Origin of the sequence: Brevibacillus brevis (genome assembly GCF_031583145.1) — a bacterium.
GTDB lineage: Bacteria > Bacillota > Bacilli > Brevibacillales > Brevibacillaceae > Brevibacillus > Brevibacillus brevis_E.
This window is the reverse complement of the sequence record NZ_CP134050.1, coordinates 1,079,127-1,099,384: the sequence shown is the minus strand read 5'-3', so window position 1 is coordinate 1,099,384 and position 20,258 is coordinate 1,079,127. Positions and strand designations below refer to the sequence as shown.

21 protein-coding genes and 1 other annotated feature are annotated in these 20,258 nt (G+C 55.4%); of the genes, 14 read left to right on the top strand and 7 right to left on the bottom strand.

Annotated elements, in window-relative coordinates:
* The first annotated feature begins 150 nt into the window (after positions 1-150).
* The 3 genes from RGB73_RS05585 (at position 151) to RGB73_RS05575 (ending at position 2,586) form a co-directional block, all read left to right on the top strand.
* Positions 151-360 (top strand): hypothetical protein, encoded by a 210-nt coding sequence (locus RGB73_RS05585; RefSeq protein ID WP_310769908.1) that lies wholly within the window; start codon positions 151-153, stop codon positions 358-360.
* Positions 357-1,913 carry an MDR family MFS transporter gene (locus RGB73_RS05580; protein ID WP_310769906.1) on the top strand — a complete coding sequence of 519 codons (1,557 nt, stop codon included), beginning with the start codon at positions 357-359 and terminating at the stop codon, positions 1,911-1,913. Before RGB73_RS05585 ends, RGB73_RS05580 begins: the two co-directional genes overlap by 4 nt.
* Before the next feature lie 148 nt (positions 1,914-2,061).
* Positions 2,062-2,586 (top strand): superoxide dismutase family protein, encoded by a 525-nt coding sequence (locus tag RGB73_RS05575; protein ID WP_310769904.1) that lies wholly within the window; start codon positions 2,062-2,064, stop codon positions 2,584-2,586.
* 174 nt (positions 2,587-2,760) lie between these two features.
* Here RGB73_RS05575 and RGB73_RS05570 read toward each other — a convergent pair whose 3' ends face one another.
* Both RGB73_RS05570 and RGB73_RS05565 read right to left on the bottom strand, forming a co-directional pair.
* Positions 2,761-3,591 (bottom strand): 1,4-dihydroxy-6-naphtoate synthase, encoded by an 831-nt coding sequence (locus tag RGB73_RS05570; protein ID WP_310769902.1) that lies wholly within the window; start codon positions 3,589-3,591, stop codon positions 2,761-2,763.
* Positions 3,588-4,253 carry a futalosine hydrolase gene (locus tag RGB73_RS05565; protein ID WP_310769901.1) on the bottom strand — a complete coding sequence of 222 codons (666 nt, stop codon included), beginning with the start codon at positions 4,251-4,253 and terminating at the stop codon, positions 3,588-3,590. The genes RGB73_RS05570 and RGB73_RS05565 overlap by 4 nt, the downstream gene beginning before the upstream one ends.
* 533 nt (positions 4,254-4,786) lie before the next feature.
* Between RGB73_RS05565 and RGB73_RS05560 the strand changes: the two genes are divergently transcribed.
* Positions 4,787-4,987, top strand: a complete 201-nt coding sequence (locus RGB73_RS05560; protein WP_005830059.1) for a cold-shock protein — start codon at positions 4,787-4,789, stop codon at positions 4,985-4,987.
* A 360-nt stretch (positions 4,988-5,347) separates the two neighbouring features.
* Positions 5,348-6,646 carry an ethanolamine utilization protein EutH gene (gene eutH, locus RGB73_RS05555; protein ID WP_310769897.1) on the top strand — a complete coding sequence of 433 codons (1,299 nt, stop codon included), beginning with the start codon at positions 5,348-5,350 and terminating at the stop codon, positions 6,644-6,646.
* Between the two features lie 55 nt (positions 6,647-6,701).
* Here the strand turns inward: eutH and RGB73_RS05550 are convergent, their stop codons facing one another.
* A complete protein-coding gene (locus RGB73_RS05550) occupies positions 6,702-7,028 on the bottom strand; it encodes a YnfA family protein (protein ID WP_310769895.1) in 327 nt (108 codons plus the stop codon).
* A gap of 112 nt (positions 7,029-7,140) precedes the next feature.
* Between RGB73_RS05550 and RGB73_RS05545 the strand changes: the two genes are divergently transcribed.
* Positions 7,141-7,923 (top strand): FkbM family methyltransferase, encoded by a 783-nt coding sequence (locus tag RGB73_RS05545; RefSeq protein WP_310769893.1) that lies wholly within the window; start codon positions 7,141-7,143, stop codon positions 7,921-7,923.
* Between the two features lie 3 nt (positions 7,924-7,926).
* On the opposite strand, the gene RGB73_RS05540 is transcribed toward RGB73_RS05545, so the two are convergent.
* Positions 7,927-8,409 (bottom strand): SRPBCC family protein, encoded by a 483-nt coding sequence (locus RGB73_RS05540; protein WP_310769892.1) that lies wholly within the window; start codon positions 8,407-8,409, stop codon positions 7,927-7,929.
* Between the two features lie 200 nt (positions 8,410-8,609).
* Here RGB73_RS05540 and RGB73_RS05535 point away from each other — a divergent pair, with 200 nt between their 5' ends.
* On the top strand, positions 8,610-9,491 hold the full coding sequence (locus tag RGB73_RS05535) for a YitT family protein (protein ID WP_310769891.1): 882 nt from the start codon (positions 8,610-8,612) through the stop codon (positions 9,489-9,491).
* Positions 9,492-9,604: 113 nt separating this feature from the next.
* Here the strand turns inward: RGB73_RS05535 and spoIIP are convergent, their stop codons facing one another.
* Positions 9,605-11,398, bottom strand: a complete 1,794-nt coding sequence (gene spoIIP / locus RGB73_RS05530; protein WP_310769889.1) for a stage II sporulation protein P — start codon at positions 11,396-11,398, stop codon at positions 9,605-9,607.
* A gap of 269 nt (positions 11,399-11,667) precedes the next feature.
* Positions 11,668-11,922, top strand: a binding site (T-box leader).
* Between the two features lie 108 nt (positions 11,923-12,030).
* On the opposite strand from spoIIP, the gene trpS reads away from it, so the two are divergent.
* The gene (gene trpS / locus RGB73_RS05525) at positions 12,031-13,020 is read left to right on the top strand and encodes a tryptophan--tRNA ligase (protein WP_310769887.1); all 990 of its coding nucleotides are present in this window, start codon (positions 12,031-12,033) and stop codon (positions 13,018-13,020) included.
* 257 nt (positions 13,021-13,277) lie between these two features.
* Here trpS and RGB73_RS05520 read toward each other — a convergent pair whose 3' ends face one another.
* Together RGB73_RS05520 and RGB73_RS05515 are read right to left on the bottom strand one after the other, a co-directional pair.
* Positions 13,278-13,982 (bottom strand): HAD family hydrolase, encoded by a 705-nt coding sequence (locus tag RGB73_RS05520; RefSeq protein WP_310769885.1) that lies wholly within the window; start codon positions 13,980-13,982, stop codon positions 13,278-13,280.
* A 149-nt stretch (positions 13,983-14,131) separates the two neighbouring features.
* Positions 14,132-14,542, bottom strand: coding sequence for an acyl-CoA thioesterase (locus tag RGB73_RS05515; protein ID WP_310769883.1), 411 nt, complete (start codon positions 14,540-14,542; stop codon positions 14,132-14,134).
* Between the two features lie 158 nt (positions 14,543-14,700).
* Between RGB73_RS05515 and RGB73_RS05510 the strand changes: the two genes are divergently transcribed.
* The 6 genes from RGB73_RS05510 to RGB73_RS05485 all read left to right on the top strand — a co-directional run bounded on the left by RGB73_RS05510 (position 14,701) and on the right by RGB73_RS05485 (position 20,207).
* A complete protein-coding gene (locus tag RGB73_RS05510; RefSeq protein WP_310769881.1) occupies positions 14,701-15,156 on the top strand; it encodes a DinB family protein in 456 nt (151 codons plus the stop codon).
* A complete protein-coding gene (locus RGB73_RS05505) occupies positions 15,153-15,671 on the top strand; it encodes a GNAT family N-acetyltransferase (RefSeq protein ID WP_310769879.1) in 519 nt (172 codons plus the stop codon). Before RGB73_RS05510 ends, RGB73_RS05505 begins: the two co-directional genes overlap by 4 nt.
* Positions 15,672-15,808: 137 nt before the next feature.
* Entirely contained in the window at positions 15,809-16,723 is a 915-nt protein-coding gene (locus RGB73_RS05500) for a DMT family transporter (RefSeq protein ID WP_310769878.1), read from the top strand.
* Between the two features lie 239 nt (positions 16,724-16,962).
* A complete protein-coding gene (locus tag RGB73_RS05495) occupies positions 16,963-18,057 on the top strand; it encodes an iron-containing alcohol dehydrogenase family protein (protein WP_310769876.1) in 1,095 nt (364 codons plus the stop codon).
* Positions 18,054-19,178, top strand: coding sequence for a histidinol-phosphate transaminase (gene hisC / locus RGB73_RS05490; protein WP_310769874.1), 1,125 nt, complete (start codon positions 18,054-18,056; stop codon positions 19,176-19,178). The genes RGB73_RS05495 and hisC overlap by 4 nt, the downstream gene beginning before the upstream one ends.
* A 12-nt stretch (positions 19,179-19,190) precedes the next feature.
* Positions 19,191-20,207, top strand: a complete 1,017-nt coding sequence (locus tag RGB73_RS05485) for an ABC transporter substrate-binding protein (RefSeq protein WP_310769872.1) — start codon at positions 19,191-19,193, stop codon at positions 20,205-20,207.
* The last annotated feature ends 51 nt before the right edge of the window (positions 20,208-20,258 follow it).

Here is a 20,258-nt window from a genome sequence, read left to right as displayed (position 1 = left end):
TTTGCCCTTGTCGCAGGAACCAGTATGCTCCGGTGCGAGGGCTTCACAGCCGCTGGAGCAGACGACGGCACTTACGACGTAATCCTCGAAGGCCTGGTACGCAGACGCCAAATCCCCAGCCCTTGTTGTCCCCAAAAAAGAGGCGGGCACGTGGAACGCGGTATCCTTCATACGTTCCTATCTGTAGAAACAAAAAAAGAGAACACCCCGTTCGGGGCGCTCTCTATCTATATGATAACTTCAGGAGCAGAAAAAAGTCTACTCTTTTTTTCATTTTCTCGTTATATTTTATCTGCTGCTTCCGCGGGCCAGCAAAATAAGGTGGAAACACCGAATGGAAAGGAAGCTTCGAATTCATGACGTATGACAAAAGAACCATCCGCTTCATTACTGGCGGGCTCCTGCTGGGATTGATCCTGGCATCCATCGACCAGACCATCGTGTCTACTGCGATGCCTAGCGTCACCAAGGAGCTGGGAGGGCTCGGGATGTACAGCTGGGTATTCTCCGTCTACATGCTGGCGTCTACCACCTCCATGCCCCTCTACGGAAAAATGGCCGACTTGTTTGGCCGCAAAAAAATGTACTTGCTGGGCTTGTTATTGTTTTTGGCAGGCTCTCTCTTATGCGGATTGGCTCGAGATATGACTGAGCTGATCGCCTTTCGGGCCGTCCAAGGTCTGGGCGCCGGGGCTCTCATGCCGATCGCTTTCACGATCATTGCAGACGTCTACCCTCCTGAGCGTATCGGGAAGTTTCAAGGGTTGTTCAGCGCCGTATTCGCCGTATCGAGCGTGCTCGGGCCAGCCATCGGAGGACTGATTGTCCAGGAGCTGGATTGGGGATGGGTGTTTTTCATCAACCTTCCCATCGGCATTCCGGCGTTCTTGCTCGTCGCGTATTCTTTGAAGGAAGCCAAAGGGACATCCCGACGCTCTATCGACTGGGCTGGAGCCGTCACGCTATGCGCCGCCATCCTCTCCCTGCTCACGGGCATGGTGTCCATCGGGGATGGGCAAGAGACTGCTGCTGGCCAGAATGGGCTCACGTCCGGTACTCCATGGCTGCTGGCGGCCAGCGTCGTCTTTTTCGCTCTGTTTTTGTGGATTGAGACCAAGGCCCAGGAACCGATACTTCCTCTCGGCCTGTTCAAGCTTCCCGTTATCGCTTTCGGCAACCTCGCCGGCTTTTTTGTGAGCGCCGGCCTGTTTTCCGCCATCGCCTACATTCCTTTGTACGCGCAAGGCGTGATCGGAGCAAGCCCATCGGCCTCCGGCTATCTGCTCACTCCGCTTATGCTCGCAACCGTGGTGACGTCGAATCTGGGCGGACATTTGATGAGCAAGGTGTCGTACCGGGCGATCCTGATGCCGAGCCTGGCGACAATGGCCGTCGGATTCCTCCTCTTGTCCTGGATCCCAGCCGATTCGTCCCTCTTCCTGCTGATTCTCGTGCTGATCGTCATTGGCCTCGGTATGGGAGCTGTCTATCCGACGCTGGGAACGGCTGCGGTACGTGCCGTGGAGCCCGTGAACCGGGGAGTGGCCACCTCGTCCTCGCAGTTTTTCCGCTCGATTGGCGGAACGATCGGTGTCAGCGTGACTGGCAGTCTCCTAGCCCGGAAGCTGTCCGCAGAAGCAGGCAACGTCACAGATGCTCTGCATGCTGAGCAAATGCAGCACTTCGCAGGAGCCCAGACCCTTCTGGACGCAGCCGCTCGTGCTTCCCTGCCTCCGGATGTCTTGATCGCACTCCGTCAGGCGCTCGGCCATTCGTTGCAGATGGTCTTTTTGCTCGGTTTTGTCTTCGTATGTATCAGCTTGCTGGCCACTTTCTTTCTCGGAAAAGCGAGATTGCTTCCGATTGCCGTCCCGAAGTCCGGCTCCGACGAGCAATCCGCCCAGGATTCCTGAGTATCCTCCCTTTTTGCATACGGCCTCGCGCCGCCCGGTATACGGCGGTTCGGGGCCTTTCCCTGTTCTCTTCCAGGGTTTGGAACCCAGCGCCCGCCCATTACATATGCTACACGAGAAAATCCGTTATAGAAGGAAGGCGTTTTCCATGAATTGGTACCAACCATACGGGTACTACCCGCAGTATGTTTCTTCCCAGCAGACCTACTCTCCCAGCCAATCGTATGCCGAAATTCACGGCGGGCCGCTCGCGCCCGATCTCCAAGGATATGTCGTCTTTACGGATGTTCCCTACGGCACGGAGGTGTTCGTCGAAGTCAGCGGCCTTCCTGCCTATCAGCCCGCAAGCCGCGAGCATCAACCGATCGGTCCTTTCGGCTTTCATGTACATGACAAAGGGGCGTGCATCATCGGCGACCCCGCTGACCCTTTCACATCGGCCGGTTCCCACTGGAACCCGACCCATCAGCCCCACGGCAATCACGCCGGAGACTTCCCCGTCCTTTTTTCCAATGACGGCTATGCCCGCATGACCTTTTTCACGAACAAATTCCGCGCGGCTGACGTCATCGGCAAATCCGTCATCATCCACCAAAACCCGGACGACTTCCGCTCTCAACCGTCCGGCAACTCCGGCAAGCGGCTGGCTTGCGGCGTCATTCAGGCGGGTTAGGAAGCTGTCGTGCCGATGCGTTAGAAAACCTGGCTACGCCATGCCTTTTGGCGAAGCCGCGGTTACCCTTATACCGGACAGAAATTTTGGAAATTCCTGTCTGTACAAAAAAATACTCTGTAACATCTGCCTGGCAGGTGTTACAGAGTATCCTTCGTGATCACATGACTTGACTTAGGAGCGCAGAAGAGCCAGGTCGAATTTCGGGACGAGCCCCTCGTCTGCCGCGCGGGAGAGCAGAGCCTCGATCGCAGCATACCCGTCTTCGCCCAAATCTCTCGTGAACTCGTTTACGTACAAATCGATGTGCGCTTGCGTCACCTCTGGCGCCATCTCTTGCGCGTGGCTCGCGACGTAGTCCTTGGAAGCCTCCGGATGAGCCCATGCGTATTCCACGGAAGCCCGGGTCCATTTGGCGAGGGCCTCGAGATCCATGGAGCGGCGAGCGATGATCGCCCCCAGCGGAATCGGCAGCCCCGTATCGGACTCCCACCAGCTTCCCAGATCCTGCATCAGCGTCAAGCCGTAGTTTTGATAGGTAAAACGGGCCTCGTGAATGACCAGTCCGGCGTCGATTTTCCCGTCGCGCACAGCCGGCATGATTTCGTGGAAAGGCATGACCACGATCTCGCCCACACCGCCCGGCACGTTTTGCGCTGCCCAGAGGCGGAACAGCAAGTAAGCGGTAGAGCGTTCGCTAGGAACAGCTACCCGTTTGCCCGACAGCTTGGACGGATCATTGCTGTCCTGCGTCAGAACGAGTGGCCCGCACCCTCTGCCCAAAGCTCCTCCGCACGGAATAAGGGCGTAGTCATTCAGCACCCACGGCAGAGCCGCGTAGGAGATTTTCATCACTTCCGGGCCTTCCGTGTTGATGGCCAAATGGTTCGTAATGTCGATGTCCGCGTACATCACATCCAGCTCGGGTGCACCCGGAATCAGTCCGTGCACCCAGGCGTGGAATACAAATGTGTCATTTGGACATGGAGAAAATGCTATTTTCATCGTAATCCCTCCCGTAATACGGAGCTGGCAGCCTCCAAGGCAGCCAGTGCCTCCTTAATCCGCCAAGCGGACTTGTCGCGCGGCCCAATCGCATTCGATACCGCTCGCAGTTCCAAAACGGGCACCCCGAATTCCTGTGCCGCCACAGCGACGCCATACCCTTCCATCGCTTCCGCCAACGCCCCCGGCATCCGTCTGGCAAGTTCTTCCGCCGTCTGGGCGGTGCCGGTCACTGTCGATAGAGTGAGCACTGTTCCCATTTTCACGGGCAGCCCCGCTGCCCGCAGAGCATCGGTTACACGCGCGGCCAGCTCGCGATCCACGGGTACCGTAGCAGATCCGAAGCCCAGCTCGTCCAGGCTGCAGAAGCCTTCCGGGGTCTCCGCACCGAGATCCGCGCACACAATCTCGCCGGACACGACCAGCGAACCGACCTCCGCCTGACCGACGAAGCCGCCGCTGATTCCGGCGCAAACCACCAGATCGTACGGTTCCGAAGTCGCCAGCATTCTCGCTGTCCGGGCTGCCGCCGCCATCGGCCCTACTCCTCCGATGCCGACCGTAAACCGGCTGTCTTCGCCGAGCCCGCGCAAAACCGCGTCCCGCTCCGCCTCGACCGAGGTCACGACCAGCACGCGCATTTGTTTGTTTGCCGCATCCATTTTCGGCAATGCCTCCTTCCCTAGCTTTCTTGCTATCTCTTGCCTTTCATTCCACTCTCAACGTTATCGCTACTTTCTCCGGATGTAAAGCTGTTTGCGCAGTTTGCCGAAATTAGGGAAACGTCACGAGCCCAAAATGAGAAGCGTCCTGCTTTGGTTCATCTTTCGCACGAAGAAAAAGCTGCCCTTCCACAGGCACCTCTCCCTTATTTGGTTGCAGTCCGGGCAAGACTCTCTTGCAGCTCTTCCGCAGGCGGGCAAGGGATTGAGAAGATGCGCCGATCTCTTCCATCCTTCCCCCGACCGAGCCCTGTCGCATCGCCGCTTCCACGTCCTTACGCAGAACAATTCCCGATTGTATTTTGATTGCTTTCCGCTGCCGACTGTGATACTATGTGATTAAACCAAAGATTTTTAAAGCGTTCACATATTGTAAAGGGTTTACATGTGTTTGAACCTTTTCCAATGTGTGAATTTTTATTTTACCCACAAATAAAAGTTGCATATTATTTTATTTTTTGGAGGTAACACCCATGCAAACAGGTACTGTAAAATGGTTCAACGCTGAAAAAGGCTACGGCTTCATCGCAGTTGAAGGCGGAAACGATGTATTCGTTCACTTCAGCGCAATCACAGGCGAAGGTTTCAAAACCCTCGAAGAAGGCCAACGCGTTGAATTCAACGTAGTAGAAGGCAACCGTGGACCACAAGCTGAGAACGTTGTAAAACTGTAATCAGCCTATCAAAAACCGCCCTTCTGAATGGAGGGGCGGTTTTTTCACGTACTGCCAGCATGGGCTGTCTCATACTTTCTTCCTAAAACAGGCGGTTGACATTCTCGCGTCCTACCCATATAATCACGATAGAATGCAGAGTAAAGCAACGGCGCTTTCTGGCATAAATTGTCCGACTATAGGAAATTCTCAGTAGGACTCTCCGACTTTTCTTTTTTACACGAGATTGTAAGCGGTTCCACCCTGTTTTCGCAAGTACACACAAGTCCATACCAATAAGCAAAGGCGCTTAGGATAACCCCGCTCAGCGGGGACCTAAGCGCTTTTATTGTTTACATCCTTGAAGAGGTGGGGTTGTCTATGGAACACATTGGTAGTGTCATCATTTACATTATTATGCTGTGTGCCGTCATAGGCGCTGTCGCTGCGATCCGCAACAGCGACGAGGGGCTTGGAAAGGAATTCATGGAAGGCTTGCACTCGACCGGGTATATCTTCGTGCCTGCAGCCGGTATCATGGCCTCCCTTCCCTATATTTCCTGGTTCGTCGAAAAGGCGGTGTCTCCCATTTTCCATGCCATCGGGGCGGATCCGGCTCTGGCCGCTACCGCGATTCTGGCGTCTGACATGGGCGGTTACCAGCTGGCCAACATCCTGAAGAGCTCGACCGAGGGCTGGGTCATGGCGATGGTCGTCGGGCTCATGGCCGGGGCAACGATCGTGTTCTCCATTCCGATGGGGCTGGCCATGCTCGACAAGCGCGACCACAAGTACATGGCGCTCGGCGTCATGTCCGGCATCTTGACGGTACCGATCGGCGCATTTATCACCAGCGCGATTCTTTCGCTGACCAATGCGCAGGTGCGGGCCGAGATTTCTACCAACGCGGATTCCACATACGCGTTTGCCATCGGCATCGGGCAAGTACTGCTGAACCTGTCGCCGATCTTGATCTTCGTCCTGGTCATCGCAGCCGGGCTGCGCTTTTTGCCTGACCTGATGATCCGCGGGTTCATGATCTTCGGGAAGGTGATGGATGCCGGAATCAAGCTCGTGCTCGTCTTCTCCATCGTGGAGCACTTCACTGGGCTCTTCTCTACCCTGTTCGGCGCCTGGGGATTCGATCCGATCATCGCCGATCCGAAAGACCAATACCGCGCACTGGAGACAGCCGGTTACATCGGAATCATGCTTGCCGGCGCTTTCCCGATGGTCTACTTGCTGCGCAACTACGCGGCCAAGCCTCTGGAAGCGCTGGGCAACAAGCTGGGGCTGAGCTCCACCGGAAGTGCCGGACTGCTGGCTACCATCGCCAACATTCTCGCCATGTTCCGTCTTGTTCGTTCGATGCCGCCGAAAGACAAGGTCATCAACATTTCCTTCGCCGTTTGTTCCGCATTCCTGCTGGGCGACCATCTGTCCTTCTCGGCCAACTTCCAGCCGAACATCATTTTGCCGGTGATGCTGGGCAAGCTGGGAGCCGGCGTGATTGCCATCGCGCTTTCGTACTGGCTGTCCGTACCGAAGGCTCTCGAGCTGGAAAAGCAAGACCGCGCCGCCGGGATCATCGGGCCGGATGAGTATCTGGATGAAAAGCAGCCGCAGGCTATCGCAAAAGAAGTGGCTGCCGCCAAAGAAGCAGCGGCTGCAAACGAATAAGCCCAAACAAAAAAGGAGCGTCCGTTAAAAGGGATGCTCCTTTTCGTTTGGCCGCTCACTGCCGCGGCGCCCACAGCATGACACTGACGCCGATCAAGCAGATGATCGCCCCCAGCCAGTCGTACAAGTCGGGCGTTTTTTTGTCAACCAGCCAGCCCCACAGAACGGCCAGGATGATGAACACTCCGCCGTATGCTGCGTACACCCGCCCGAAGGAAGGAAAGCTCTGCCACGTCGGAATCACTCCGTACAAAACCAGGACGATTGCGCCCACAATACCGTATCCTGCCGGTTTGGCCTCTCTCAGCCACAGCCAGATCAAGTAGCCGCCACCGATTTCAGCGAGGCCGGCCAATAGAAACAGCCCGATTGTCACCATCATTTCTCTCTCACTCCCGCCACGGATCATCTATCAGGAAAACGCGTCTGAAAACGACTCGTCTTACATAACTTGTAGTATATTTTTCGAGTGGGAGCAAGGAGTGTCGAACAAGGTGAATCAATCTGTCTATCTGGGGAACAACCGGCTTTTGCTAACGACTTCTTACGGGAGCAAGCTCCTCTGTCCATCCGACGATCTCAGCGTCTCCCTTGAGCTAGCAGCGAACGGCACATTTGAGAATCCCCTTACCCAATACTTCCTGCAAAACGTCAAACCCGGCCAAACCATCGTCGATGTCGGCGCCCATATCGGCTATTTTTCCGTACTGCTCGGCCACCTTATCGGGCCATCCGGGAAACTGTTTGCGTATGAACCCAATCCGCATGCCTATGCCTTCCTGATGGACAATCTGTCAATCAATTATCTCCATGACAGAGTCTGTGCCTTCCAGCGAGCCGTCTACTCCCGGGAGACGACCCTCACGTTTCATGCGAGCAAGCGCTTTTGGGGCAACAGCTCTATCCATCCGCATGCCGAGTCCTACTTCCGGCATTACGTTGATGAGATCCAGACGATTTCCGTGGATACGGTCGTTCTGGATCACCACCTATGCGAACTGGAAAGCATCGATTTTCTGAAAATGGACGTGGAAGGCGGCGAATACCAGGCATTCCTCGGGATGGAGCGAATGGTAAAACGGGCCAAAGTCGTCATATTCGAAGTGAATCGCGCCATGCTTCAAGATGACTGGGATGACTTTGTGCTGCTCCTGCGCTCCTACCGTCACCAGCTGGGAAAGCAATTTTTCGTGATCACCCGGGAAGGCTCCACCGTAGAAATGGACCTCGATATCATCTTGGGCGCGGGAGAATGTCCGTATTTGGTCATGTGCTGACCGCTATACGGCGTTTTCCTGGGGGACGCAGCAAAGGTCGCCTTTCCCTTCTTCGATCGCGCTCTTCAAACTTGCGAGAGCATGCGTCCACGCCATTTGATGCCAGGCGCGGGCTTTCTCCCACTCCTCGCCTTCCATCCAGCCGTAATGCTCGACGACGACCCGGGTCTTTCCTTCGCTTTCCGCCATCGACACCAGCACGTACGTCAATGCTTCGTCGTGATTCATCAGGGCCGCGAAATCATCGGGACCCTTCCATGTGAAGCCCAGCCGTTCCTGGGGCTCGAAATGGGTAATCAGGCAGCCCTTGGTTCCCATCTGTTCGCGATTGGCAGGGTTGAAAAACAGCTCGAAAGCCCCTCCGAGGCGCGGTTCAATATGCGCTTCTGGCGCGAACCACTGGACAATCCGGTCGCTCCTCGTCCATGCCCACCAGACTTGCTCCAATGTCGACAGGATCTCTGTCTCTACTTGAAAGGCACTCACCGAAACCTTCCCCTTTCCTATTTCAATAGTTTGAAAATAGCAATCTCCCTGCTTCCAGTCAATACCAAATGTAAGCGCATTAATGCGCAAAAGTCGATCTGAATGGTTTTTTTTGTCGAGATTGCACTTTGCAACCGGAATCGTGTTGGAATGAGTGTTATAATGAAAAATGTAAATAATCAATATTTGGGAGGGGAAAGATGGAACAACCAATATCCAAATCAACTCACCAAAGATTGCCGCTAGGAAAATTGCTGAAAAGAATCTTCTTCATCCTCATCGGTGCTTCACTCGTCTCCGTAGGTCTGGAAATCTTCTTGGTTCCCAATCAGATTATTGACGGCGGGATTGTAGGCATTTCGATTATTTTGTCTCATTTGACGAGATGGACTCTTGGCATTTTCCTATTTTTACTCAACTTGCCATTCCTGATTGTAGGCTACAGGCAGATTGGAAAGACCTTTGCCATATCTACGCTATTTGGAGTTACAATCATGTCCATCGGAACCACCCTGCTGCATCCGGTTCCGGGGCTGACGGATGACCCGCTGCTCGCTGCCGTGTTCGGGGGAATCATCCTGGGAGTTGGCGTTGGGCTCGTCCTTCGCTATGGAGGATCTTTGGATGGTACAGAAATTGTCGCCGTCCTGCTGAATAAGAAAACCCCTTTCTCCGTTGGTGAGATCGTCATGTTTTTCAATCTATTCATTTTGGGCAGTGCCGGATTCGTATTCGGTTGGGATCGCGCGATGTACTCGCTGATCGCCTATTACATTGCATTCAAAATGATCGATCTGACCATCGAAGGCTTCCAGGAATCCAAGTCGGTTTGGATTATTAGCGACAACCACAAAGAGGTCGGGGATGCCATCGTAGCTCGTCTGGGCCGCGGCGTCACCTATCTGCGGGGTGAAGGGGGCTATACAGGCGATGAGAAAAAAGTGGTCTTTTGCATCATTACCCGTCTGGAAGAAGCAAAGCTGAAGCTGATCGTCGAGGATATCGACCCGAGCGCCTTTTTGGCAGTGGGCAACATTCACGACGTACGCGGCGGACAGTTTAAAAAGAAAGCCATTCACTAACGATCACGAAAAATGCGAAAGCGCCACCCGTTCCATCGGGATGGCGCTTTATTGTGCCTGCACTGTTTGGTTGTTGTTCTATTTTCGGCTGGTTCCCTTTGCTTCCACCCGGTCTACTTGAACGCGATTTGCGATTCCAGCATGTAGTTGGTAAACACATCCGCAAACGCTTCCGCCGTGTTGTAGCACTCCTCCAGGGTATTGTTTGTTCCGCCGAATTCCAGCAGGAGGCTCCCATCGGAAACATTCTGGTTGTACACGCCGTTTCCTTCGTTCTTCCCTTTTAAAATAATTCCTCGGGACAAACCCGGATAGGCGGCTTCCAGGCGGGCGTGGAGATTTTCAGCCAGCTTTTTGTTTTCCAGATACGTCGGATTGGCCGTCCCGATCACGAACAGGATGCGGGAGTACGTCTTTCCGTTCAGCGTAATGGCTACCTGGCTGCGCGGTTCGTCGCTGTCCCTGTGGATATCGAAAATGTACTTGAGATTGGGATTGACGGCTGTCGCCGCTGCGACTGCCTTGTACGATTCTGTGTACGACATCGCGAAGCTTTTCTTTTGCTCCGCCAGCTTCTGGGCGAAGTCGTCCTGGCTCACCGCTGCGGGGATCCCTTTTCCTTGCAGGAGCTCACCCAATCGCTTCCCGACCAGGGTAATGTTGATCTCAGGGTCATCCACGGAAGTGCCCTGCGTGTTTCTCGCGACATTGCGCCATGATTCACGATTGTGCGTGTGGTAAATGTAGACCGTCTCGTTGCCGACCATCCCCGGATTGTACCCGACTCCCGTAGTGTCGGTTCCACCGGCCGGCTGGCTACCTGCCGGCTGTACCCGCTCCACGATCCAACCGGCGATGTATGCAGTGGAACTGTCCGCGAGCCGGACCAGATACCAATCCCCCACGGTTTGCACGATCGGCAACGTTTGACCGGGCTGCACGTTGCCAACGACCGGATAGTTGGTTCCGGGGCCGCTGCGCACATTGGTATCGGCGTTTTTCACACGAATCATCGGCTCCGCAGCTCCCGTACCGGGAATGGTGGCCGCTGGCTGCTCGACGGTCGGCGCCGGGGCAGGCACCGCACTCACATCCAGATCCGGCTTGAAGATATAGGCGTACGTACCGTTGTAGCTGATCGTGTACCAGCCGCTGGCCCATGCGTAATAATCAACGACTGTGCCGCTGCCGAGCTGGCCGATGACTGCTCCCAAAATGTCCGGCTGAGCGTACACTTCATAGCCTTCCGTCAGTACGAGCGTGCCGATTGCTTGTCCACCGCCGGAACCGGTCGATGCCGTTGGCGGTACTTCCGGTACCGGTGCCGGAATACTCGTGGCCGGCGGTATATCCGGCGCAGGCACCGGAACAGTCGTGATCGGCGGCGTGACCACAGGCGCTGGGGTCGGGGCTGGTGCTGGGGTCGGAGCGGGCGCTGCCGTCTCCGCCAAGTAACGGGCATTGACCCAGCCGTTTGCATTGTTGGATAGCTTGATCTGCGCCCACTCCCCTTGCTTTTTCACCTGCAGGAACACGCCATTTTTGTCGATAATCTGCAGGATTTGGGAAGTCGCATTGGGCTCTGCCCGCACATTGAGCATGTCTACGGTGCTCTTTACATAGACAGTGCGGGGGATATCGATCATTTTGACGTACTTGCTGACCAGCCACCCCGTTTTTCCGTTCGCCAGCTTCACCTGCGCCCAGCCGTTTTTCTGGGTGAGGATCGGCAACCGAGTCGCTTTGGTGACGGTCCCGACGATCTGGCTGGTCGGATCCGGTGTTGTACGTACATTCAGCTGATCAACCGACACTTCGACATGGGTCGCCGCCAGCGCAATCGACTGCGGCATCATCAAAAACACAAAACAAATCGCAAGGAAAATCGGATATATGCGTAAGAGCAAAAGTCTCGCTCCTCCCTATTCGGACTGCTGGAAAAATATTCAGCATATAAGCGATTCTCGAAAGAGTTACATATTCCTTCATCTTGTGACATATTTTTCTCGCAAATTTCCCGACGCCTCCCCATGGTGCCTCCTTTGCCGGGTGACGTTTGGCGGAGGCAGGACAGTGAAAGAACCGTCCATACACCTCTTCTACGCTGCGGCTTGCCTCTTGATTCCCGGGTCGTTTCCGCTTATGATAATGGGAAATGAAAATCGAACGGATCCATAAAATGACGTGGAAGAAGAGCAAGTACGTATCAGAGCTTGAGGCTCAGAGAGTCGGTGGTCGCTGCGAACCGATCCTCACCTGGTACCGAATGGGCTTCTGAGTCGCTGCGCTGAACCTCGAGTAGGCGTTGCCGGGATTCTCTCGCCGTTACCAAGAGAGGAGTATCGCAAGAGCTTTTGTTTCTTGCCGTACTTTAGAGTGAATCGCACATGGCGATTAAAAAAGGTGGCACCACGATGACCTCGTCCTTTACCGGGCGAGGTTTTTTTGCATGCTTTGAAAGGGGTGATGTCCATGGAGGATGGTTGGTGGTTCTCAAGCTTCAGTCTCGTCGCAAGCCAAATTTGGAGGGGGATCCTACTTGAAAGAACGTATATTGACAGGCGATCGCATCACGGGAAAGCTGCATCTTGGACATTACGTCGGAAGCTTGCAAAACCGGGTGTCTTTGCAAAACGAATATGAAACGTACCTGATTCTGGCAGACGTGCAGGCGCTGACGACTCACTTCGAACACCCTGAATCGATCAAGCAAAACTTGCGCCAGGTGGCCTTGGACTACTTAGCCGCAGGGATTGACCCCGATCAGGCAACCATTTTTGTGCAATCGCTGATCCCGGAGATCGCAGAATTGACCACGTATTTTTCCATGTTTGTGACCGTGAATTCCCTGCGCCACAACCCGACCATCAAAGCGGAAGCCAAGGAACGCGGCTTTTCCGATATGTATTACGGATTTCTCGGCTACCCTGTGAGCCAGACGGCGGATATTACGTTTTGCAAGGCGACGCTGGTTCCCGTAGGAGAAGACCAGCTGCCACACATTGAGCAGACCAGGAAAATCGTCCGCCGCTTCAACCAGCTGTACAAACCCGTGCTGCTGGAACCAAAAGCGCTCGTAGGAGAGGTACCGCGGCTGGTCGGCTTGGACGGCAGCCAGAAAATGAGCAAAAGCCTCGGAAACGCCATTTACTTGGATTCCACCCGGGAAGAAGTCCAGGAGAAGATCCAAAAAGCGACCACTGATCCTGCACGCATTCACCGAACCGATCCCGGCCATCCTGAGATTTGTCCCATCTACGCCTATCATCAAGCTTTTCGCAAAGAAGGCTCCGCGGAGATCCAGGAAAGCTGCAGGAAGGGACAGATCGGATGCAGGGAATGCAAGGGGAAAATTGCGCAAAGCATCAATGATTTGCTGGAACCGATGAGGGACAGGAGAAGCAAGTATCAGCATGACAGGAAAAAGATCGATGAAATCTTGATGGCCGGAACAGAAAAGGTACGACAAGTCGCAAAAGAAACCATGCAAGAGGTACGCGATGCAATGAGTATGGATTACTTCTCATAAGAAGACGAAATAAGTGCTTAGAAACCCTGGCTTCGCCATGCCTTTTGGCGGAGCCGCGGTACCCAAAGGGCACAAGTCTCGCTCTCTCACTGTGTTCGAAGTCTCGCTATGTTGCCCTTATACTCGATAGGAGTTTTATCCATTCCTTGTACAAAAAAGCCGATCTCCCCTCTGAATGGCGGGGAATCGGCTTTTTTTCTGGATACGCCACGGAAATGGCGCCCGTTCTCCATGAGTGAATCTGCCGTGTCTATCTCCTATACTATCCCTAGCAGCTGGTCCAGCCGCTCAATGGTCGCCAAAGGCTCGTGAGCCGATCCGGGCTGTTTGCCCCGCGGATTGATCCAGACCGCGGACATTCCGGCATCCATCGCACCTGCGACATCCGCCTCCCACGTATCCCCCACGAACAATACCTGGGAGCCCTCCACCCCCAGCTCGTCCAGGACTGCCGCAAAGATGCGCGGATCCGGCTTGTGGTATCCGATCAGTTCGGAAATAAACACCCGCTCCCTCGGAAAGCAGTCGGACAGTCCGAGGCGACCGAGCTTCGTAAAAGCCATGTCCACCGGGCCATTGGTGACGATCCCCAGGGTATAGCGGCCCGCCAAATGCGCGATCAGCTTTTGCACGGCCGGATCCGGCTCGACGGCTTCCATGCACGCGGCCGCATACGCCTGCTGAAAGTCGTCGACCTCCTCCACACTAATCTGGCGGCCAAACTCGGCCAACGCGCGCTGCAGCCGCAGCTGTCGGTACTGGGTGAAGTCGTATCGCCGTGCGATAACGTCGACCCACAGATCGTCCCCGTGCCGCCGCAGCGCTTCCAACATCGCGGCACCGTCCAAATCGCTCGTCAGGGGATGGGTCGCGACTGTCTGCTGCATCCCTTTTTCCCAGCAAGCCGAGAAGTCGAACAGCGTATCATCCAAGTCAAACAGAATTGTCGTAAAAGCTGGCATTTTGGTTCACTCCTCTGCGGATTGCCTCTGACGGCCGCTCCGTCGCTTCGAGCGTGCTCTCTCCACTATTGTAGCGGAAAAGCCGGCAATTCGGGGATGGAAACCTGCGGCTTCAACACCCCCGAACAAGACCGCCAGAAGGAAGATCGTCACGGAAAAGCCAGCTCTGCCTCCAGCGCTTCTCTCAGCTCTACGGGAATGGCCGTCGACTGCCGAGTATGGACATCAATCATCACCATGGTGACATCCGCATCTGCCGCCAGCTGCTGCGCCTGATTGAACAGCTCGTGCTTGATGACGAAGCTTTTTCCCCCTACCTTCACGGCTGTCGTCCGCGCGGTGACCTGCTCGCGAATGCGCAGTTCCTTTCGGTAGTTGATGTTGATGTTGACGACTACGGGCATGATGGCTCTGCGCTGCAACTCGTCGAGCGTGAGTCCGGTCTGCCAGATCCAGTCAAAGCGCGCCCACTCCATGTAATCCAGGTATTTCGCATTGTTGACGTGGCCGATGAAGTCAAGATCCGTGGAACGCACGGTAAATTCGATTTGATGCGGCATCTCCATCACTCCTTTTCTTTCCTCCAGTATAGCGGTAGCTGGGAACTGAGTGAATATTCATTCGCAAAATTCCAAATGATCAGGCTGCTTCCTTTCCTTTTTTCTCCTATAATAAGGATAGGCTATACCATCGAAGCGACCAGGAAGGATGAATCGTGATGTTTGAACAAACGTTGCTCCCTGCCCTGCAGACGGCCCGCTCCCGCTATTCGGACGTGCTGGCAAATCTGGAGGAAAAGGAACTCAGTTGGAAGCTGGCCCCCGGCTCCAATTCGGTCGGCTTTTTGATCCGCCACATTGCGGAAGTGGAATACCGTTTCTGCGTGATGTTTTTTCAACGTCCTTTGCCTGACGGTGTGCGGCTCACTACCATCGGACAGGTCAAAGACGAAGGGAACTTTACAGACCTGGCCGCCCTGCTCGCGTTTCGCGAAGAGTCGTTTGCCCATTTGCTCGAATCGCTCGCCGCTTTGCCAAAAGAAGCGTGGGACGTGCCTTGCGAGGCGCCGATTGCCACGATTACTCCCCGGCAAGCCTTGGGACGCCTGATCTACCACAACGGCTACCACGCAGGGCAAATCGGCCTGATCCGCAAATACGGGGGCAGAGAATGAGCCTCTTGTTGTCCGGAGAGTCAATCGAGCTTCGCGAAACGCAGCGAAGCGAGCTCTCCGCCCTGCTTGACGTATACAACAGCAATCCGGGCTACAATCGGTTGCGACACGGCTCCGATGCAGTCACATTGACAGAGGTCGCTGCCGAATACGACTCCACCCTGGACATTCCCACCGGTCATTGGCTCACCGTGGCGGCAGGCGACCGGATTATCGGCGTCATGCACATCATCGTGTCCAACCCCGCAGACCGAAAAAGCTGGATCAGCGTGCTGCTTCTGCATGCGGACTTTCAACGCAAAGGCTACGGAAGGGAAGCGGTCCGCCTCGCCGAAGCCTACTTCGCACAGGCTGGGGGCCTGCACGTCCACCACGGGGTGATGGCCTTGAACGAACCGGCTCTGCTCTTCTGGGGCAAGCTCGGGTACGAACAGTATCGCCAGGTTCATGCGCCGGTCGGCCGGCTCATGCAGCCTGTATTACTCGTAGCCAAATGGCTGCAACCTTTCTCCTAGGAGGTGACACAATGGCCACTCGCCTGTTCGAACGCGACGTACCCGCACTCCGCTCCTAGTCGGGAGGGAATGCGTAGTACACTCCCCTCGGCTACGGAATCTCGCCTTTTTCACGAACATTCCGGGAGGGGTACTGCATGCAATCACACTGGAAAACGCAATTGTTTGGAGCCGTATGCCTGACGCTCGCTGCGGCGATTTGGGGCGGCGTCTACGTCGTCAGCAAGGTCGTGCTGGAGGCCGTTCCGCCATTTACGCTGCTGATCATGCGCTTCGCCATCGCTTTGGTGGTTCTCGGCGCCTTTGTCGTAGCGCGCAAGGAGTTCATCGCCAAAAAAGACTACCCGCAGGTCATGCTCATCGCTTTTGTGGGCGTCACCGTGTCTATTGCCGCCCAGTTTCTCGGGACCAAGCTGTCAACTGCCCACATGGGCGCCTTGATCACTTCGGCGTCGCCGGCATTCATCGCCATCTTTGCCGTGTGGCTCTTGGAGGAGCGCATCGGCGCAAAGCAGCTCGCCGGCATTTTGCTCGCGACCGTCGGGGTCCTCATCGTCATCGGAGTGCCCGATCAGACGGACGCTCAATCGTCACTGACCGGCAACCTGATCCTGCTCGTCGCTGCCGTCAGCTGGGGGCTCTATACGGTACTCAGCAAGCGGGCCACACAGACCTACTCGTCGCTCGCCGTCACCACGTACGTCGCCTTGTTCGGCCTGATTTTTACGAGTCCGGTCATGGTCTGGGAGCTGGCGGTCACCCCCGTATCCTGGCATTTCGGCTGGGAAATCTGGGCGGGCATCCTGTACATCGGGATCATCTCCACCGCCGGAGCCTTCTATTTGTGGAACAAAGGGTTTGAGCTGATGCACGCGGGCAGCGGCGCAGGCTTCTTCTTCGTCCAGCCGATCGTCGGCGCGTTCCTGGGTTGGCTGCTCCTGCACGAGCATCTGGGTCTGTACTTTTTCGCCGGTGCGGCGTTTATCTTTGCAGGCGTAGCGCTGTCCAATCTGCAGCAAGCCAAAGACCAGAAAGAAAAGCACGAGGTGTAATCCGGACATTCCCTGCAAACGAAAGCGGCTGTTGCCCTGATCCTCTTGGGGCAGCAGCCGTTTTTTTACTGAAAATGGCGCGGGATTTGCAAGAAATTTCTGTTTTCAAACACTGAAATATAAATTAAAATAAACAAAAATAAAAGATTGATACAAGTTGACAAACTATTGGTAAAATCATAAAATATTCACTTGTATATTCATACATCTACATGAATAAAACAACAGGAGTTGTCACTATGTTCACCATTCCAGGACCTGGGAAATACGTACGAGAAGAAGCACTGTTAAACGAAGTCGGCACATACGTCCGCGGATTCGGTAGGAGCGCGCTGATGATCGGCGGGCAGACGGCCTTGTCTGTCGTACAAGCCTCTGTGAATGCCAGCTTGGACAAAGAAGGCATCGAGAATCTGGGATTCGTCTGGTACGGCGGAGAATGCTCGTGGTCAAAGGTAGCCGAGCTGCGCAGCATCGTCCAGGAGAAAAAGCCGGAGGTGCTGGTCGCGGTTGGCGGCGGCAAGGCAATTGACACGGTAAAAGCGGTCGCTTTCGCAGAAAATCTGCCCCTGCTGGCCATCCCTACTATCGCGGCGACCTGCGCACCCGCTACTCCGATCGCCATCATGTACGACGACGAAGGCACCTTCATCGAGATCAGCCATCGCTCCAAGGCCCCCAATGTCGTCCTCGTCGACACAAACGTGATCGCTGCTGCCCCTTACCGCTTTTTGGCGGCAGGAATCGGCGACACGCTGGCCAAGTGGTTCGAATCTTCCGTATCGGTGCAAAAGAGCAAGCCGACTGCGCTCAATCAAAGTGCCGTCCGTTTGGCGGAGGGGCTCTACCGGCTTCTTCTGGAAAAAGGTCCTTCTGCGATAGAAACGATCAAGCACGGAAACGTCGATCAAGCGGTAAACGACGTCATCGACAGCATCATCCTGATCAGCGGCAGCGTGAGCGGTTACGGCGGCGACGACTGCAGGACCGCCGCAGCTCATGCGATTTACTCCGGCCTGACCATCTTCCCCGAGGTGCACGACACGTACCACGGCGAAATCGTCGCTTTCGGGATCCTGTCCCAGCTCGTCCTGGAAGGGAAAAGCGAAGAAACCATCCGCGAGCTGATCTCCTTTTATCAAAAGGTGGAATTGCCGTACACGCTCGAAGACATGGCGATCACCGAGCTTAGCCAGGAAGACTGGGACCGCTTGGGCGTAGTCACCGTCGGCATCGAAGACATGGACAACATGCCGTTTGAGGTAACCCCTGAGATGGTCGTCCAAGCGATTCAGGGAGCAGACCAGATCGGAAGAAAGGTGAAATACCAATGAAGCTGGAGCAAATGGTTCGCAGCGTCTACCCCAACCTGATGCCGTACACGTGCGCACTCGCGGATCTGCCGATCGAGGAAATGAAAAAGGCGCTGGGCAAGGAGCGCGTGTACAAGCTGTCCTTTAACGAGAATCCGCTCGGGCCGTCTCCCAAGGCGATCGCGGCCATGCAGCAGTCGCTCGCGCAGCTGAATCTGTATCCGAGCTCCAGCGGCGATGCCGTGCAGGCCAAGATCGCGGAAAAGGAAGGCGTCCACCCGGAGAATGTCATCCTGTCCAACGGCGCAGACGAGATGATCATCCTCGTCGCCCAGACGTTCCTGGAGCCGCAGGACGAAGCGATTATCCCGCAAGTCTGCTTTGTCCAGTACCTCGCTTCCACGCACGTGATGGGAGCGAAGCCGGTGTTTTCGCGGATGAAGGACGACCTGTCCATCGACCTCGAAGACGTCCTGCAAAAGATCACGGCGAAAACGAAGGTCGTCTTCCTCTGCAATCCCAACAACCCGACAGGTACGGTCATACCCGCTGATGAGATGAAGACGTTTCTCCAGCGCGTCCCGGAAAACGTGCTCGTGGTCATCGACGAAGCGTACCACGAGTTTGCGGAGGGCGACGGCTATGCCTCTTCCGTGGAATTGACAAAAGAATTCGCCAACGTATTCGTCATCCGGACGTTCTCCAAAATCTATTCGCTGGCTGCAGCCCGGATCGGCTACGGGATCGGTCAGGCCGAGCTCGTCGATGCGGTGAACCACGTCCGTCCCCCGTTCAATGTGAACAGCATTGCGCAAGCGGGCGCCCTGGCCAGTCTCGACGATGCGGAGCACGTCGCCTCCTCCCGGGAAAACAACCGGAGAGGCAAACAGCTTTTGCATCGCACCTTTGACGAGCTCGGGCTGTCCTACCTGAAAAGCCAGGCGAACTTCGTCTGCGTCGATACAGGGCTGGAAGGCAGCGAAGTATTCGACCGCCTGGCCGAGCGCGGCATCATCGTCCGCACCCTGAACGGCTACGGGCTGACGAGCCACCTGCGCGTCTCTATCGGGCTTCCGGAAGAAATGGAAGCATTCGCCCTTGCCTTCAAAGAAATCATTCAGACATCCAAAACTAACGCATAAGGGGAAGTTACATTGAAAAAGTTTCTGTTTTTGCTGCTGTCAGTCATCGTCGCCCTTGCTGCCGCCGGTTGCGGCTCCTCCAATCAGGCCGAGCAAGCGAAGCCTGCCGAAGGGGGAAACAGTTCCGCATCTGCCGCCAAAACGCCGTTGAAAATCACACTGCCGACGTGGACAGGGTACGGCCCTCTGTTCCTTGCGAAAGAAAAAGGCCTCTTTGAAAAACACGGCCTCGATGTCGAGCTGTCGACCATTGAAGGCTTGGCCGAGCGCAAGCAAGCCCTCGCCGGCGGACAAGTGGACGGTATGGCCACTGCCCTCGACGTGCAAGTGACGCTTGCCGCTGCAGGCGTACCGATGCAAGTCGTATGGCTGCTCGACGACTCGTATGGCGGCGACGGGATCATCGCCAAAAACGACATCAAGAGCGTGGCCGACCTGAAAGGCAAGAAAGTCGCGTTTGAACAAGGCTCCACCAGCCACATGCTGATCCTCACCGCATTGAAGCAAGCCAACCTGACGGACAAGGACGTCGAAATGGTGCAAATGTCTGCCGGTGACGCCGGCGCCGCTTTCGTAGCGGGCAAAGTGGACGCAGCCGTGACATGGGAGCCATGGCTGAGCAAGGCTTCCCAGGCCAACGGGAAAGTGCTCCTCTCCACGAAAGAGCTGTCCGGAATCATCGTCGATACCGTCGGCTTCAAGAAAGACGTGATCGAACAGCGTCCTGACGACATCAAAGCGTTCGTCGCAGCGATGGCCGAAGCCATGGACTACTGGAAAGAGCACACGGATGAATCCAACGAAATCATGGCAAAAGGCCTGAAAATTGATCTGTCCGAATTCACCGGCACGGTGTCCGGGCTGAAATTCCTGCACAAGGACGAAAACAAACAGCTCTTTGGCGATGGAAAAGGCGAGATTTACACCTCCGCCAAAAACGCCATCGACTTCTATATGGAACAAAAACTGATCGATACCGCTCCTAAGCCAGAAGACGTCTTGAACTCGACATTTGTTGGAGGACTTTAAGGGAGTGCCCGCCTCGGGCCTCCTTTTCTCGTTCACACCCCCGCAAACGCG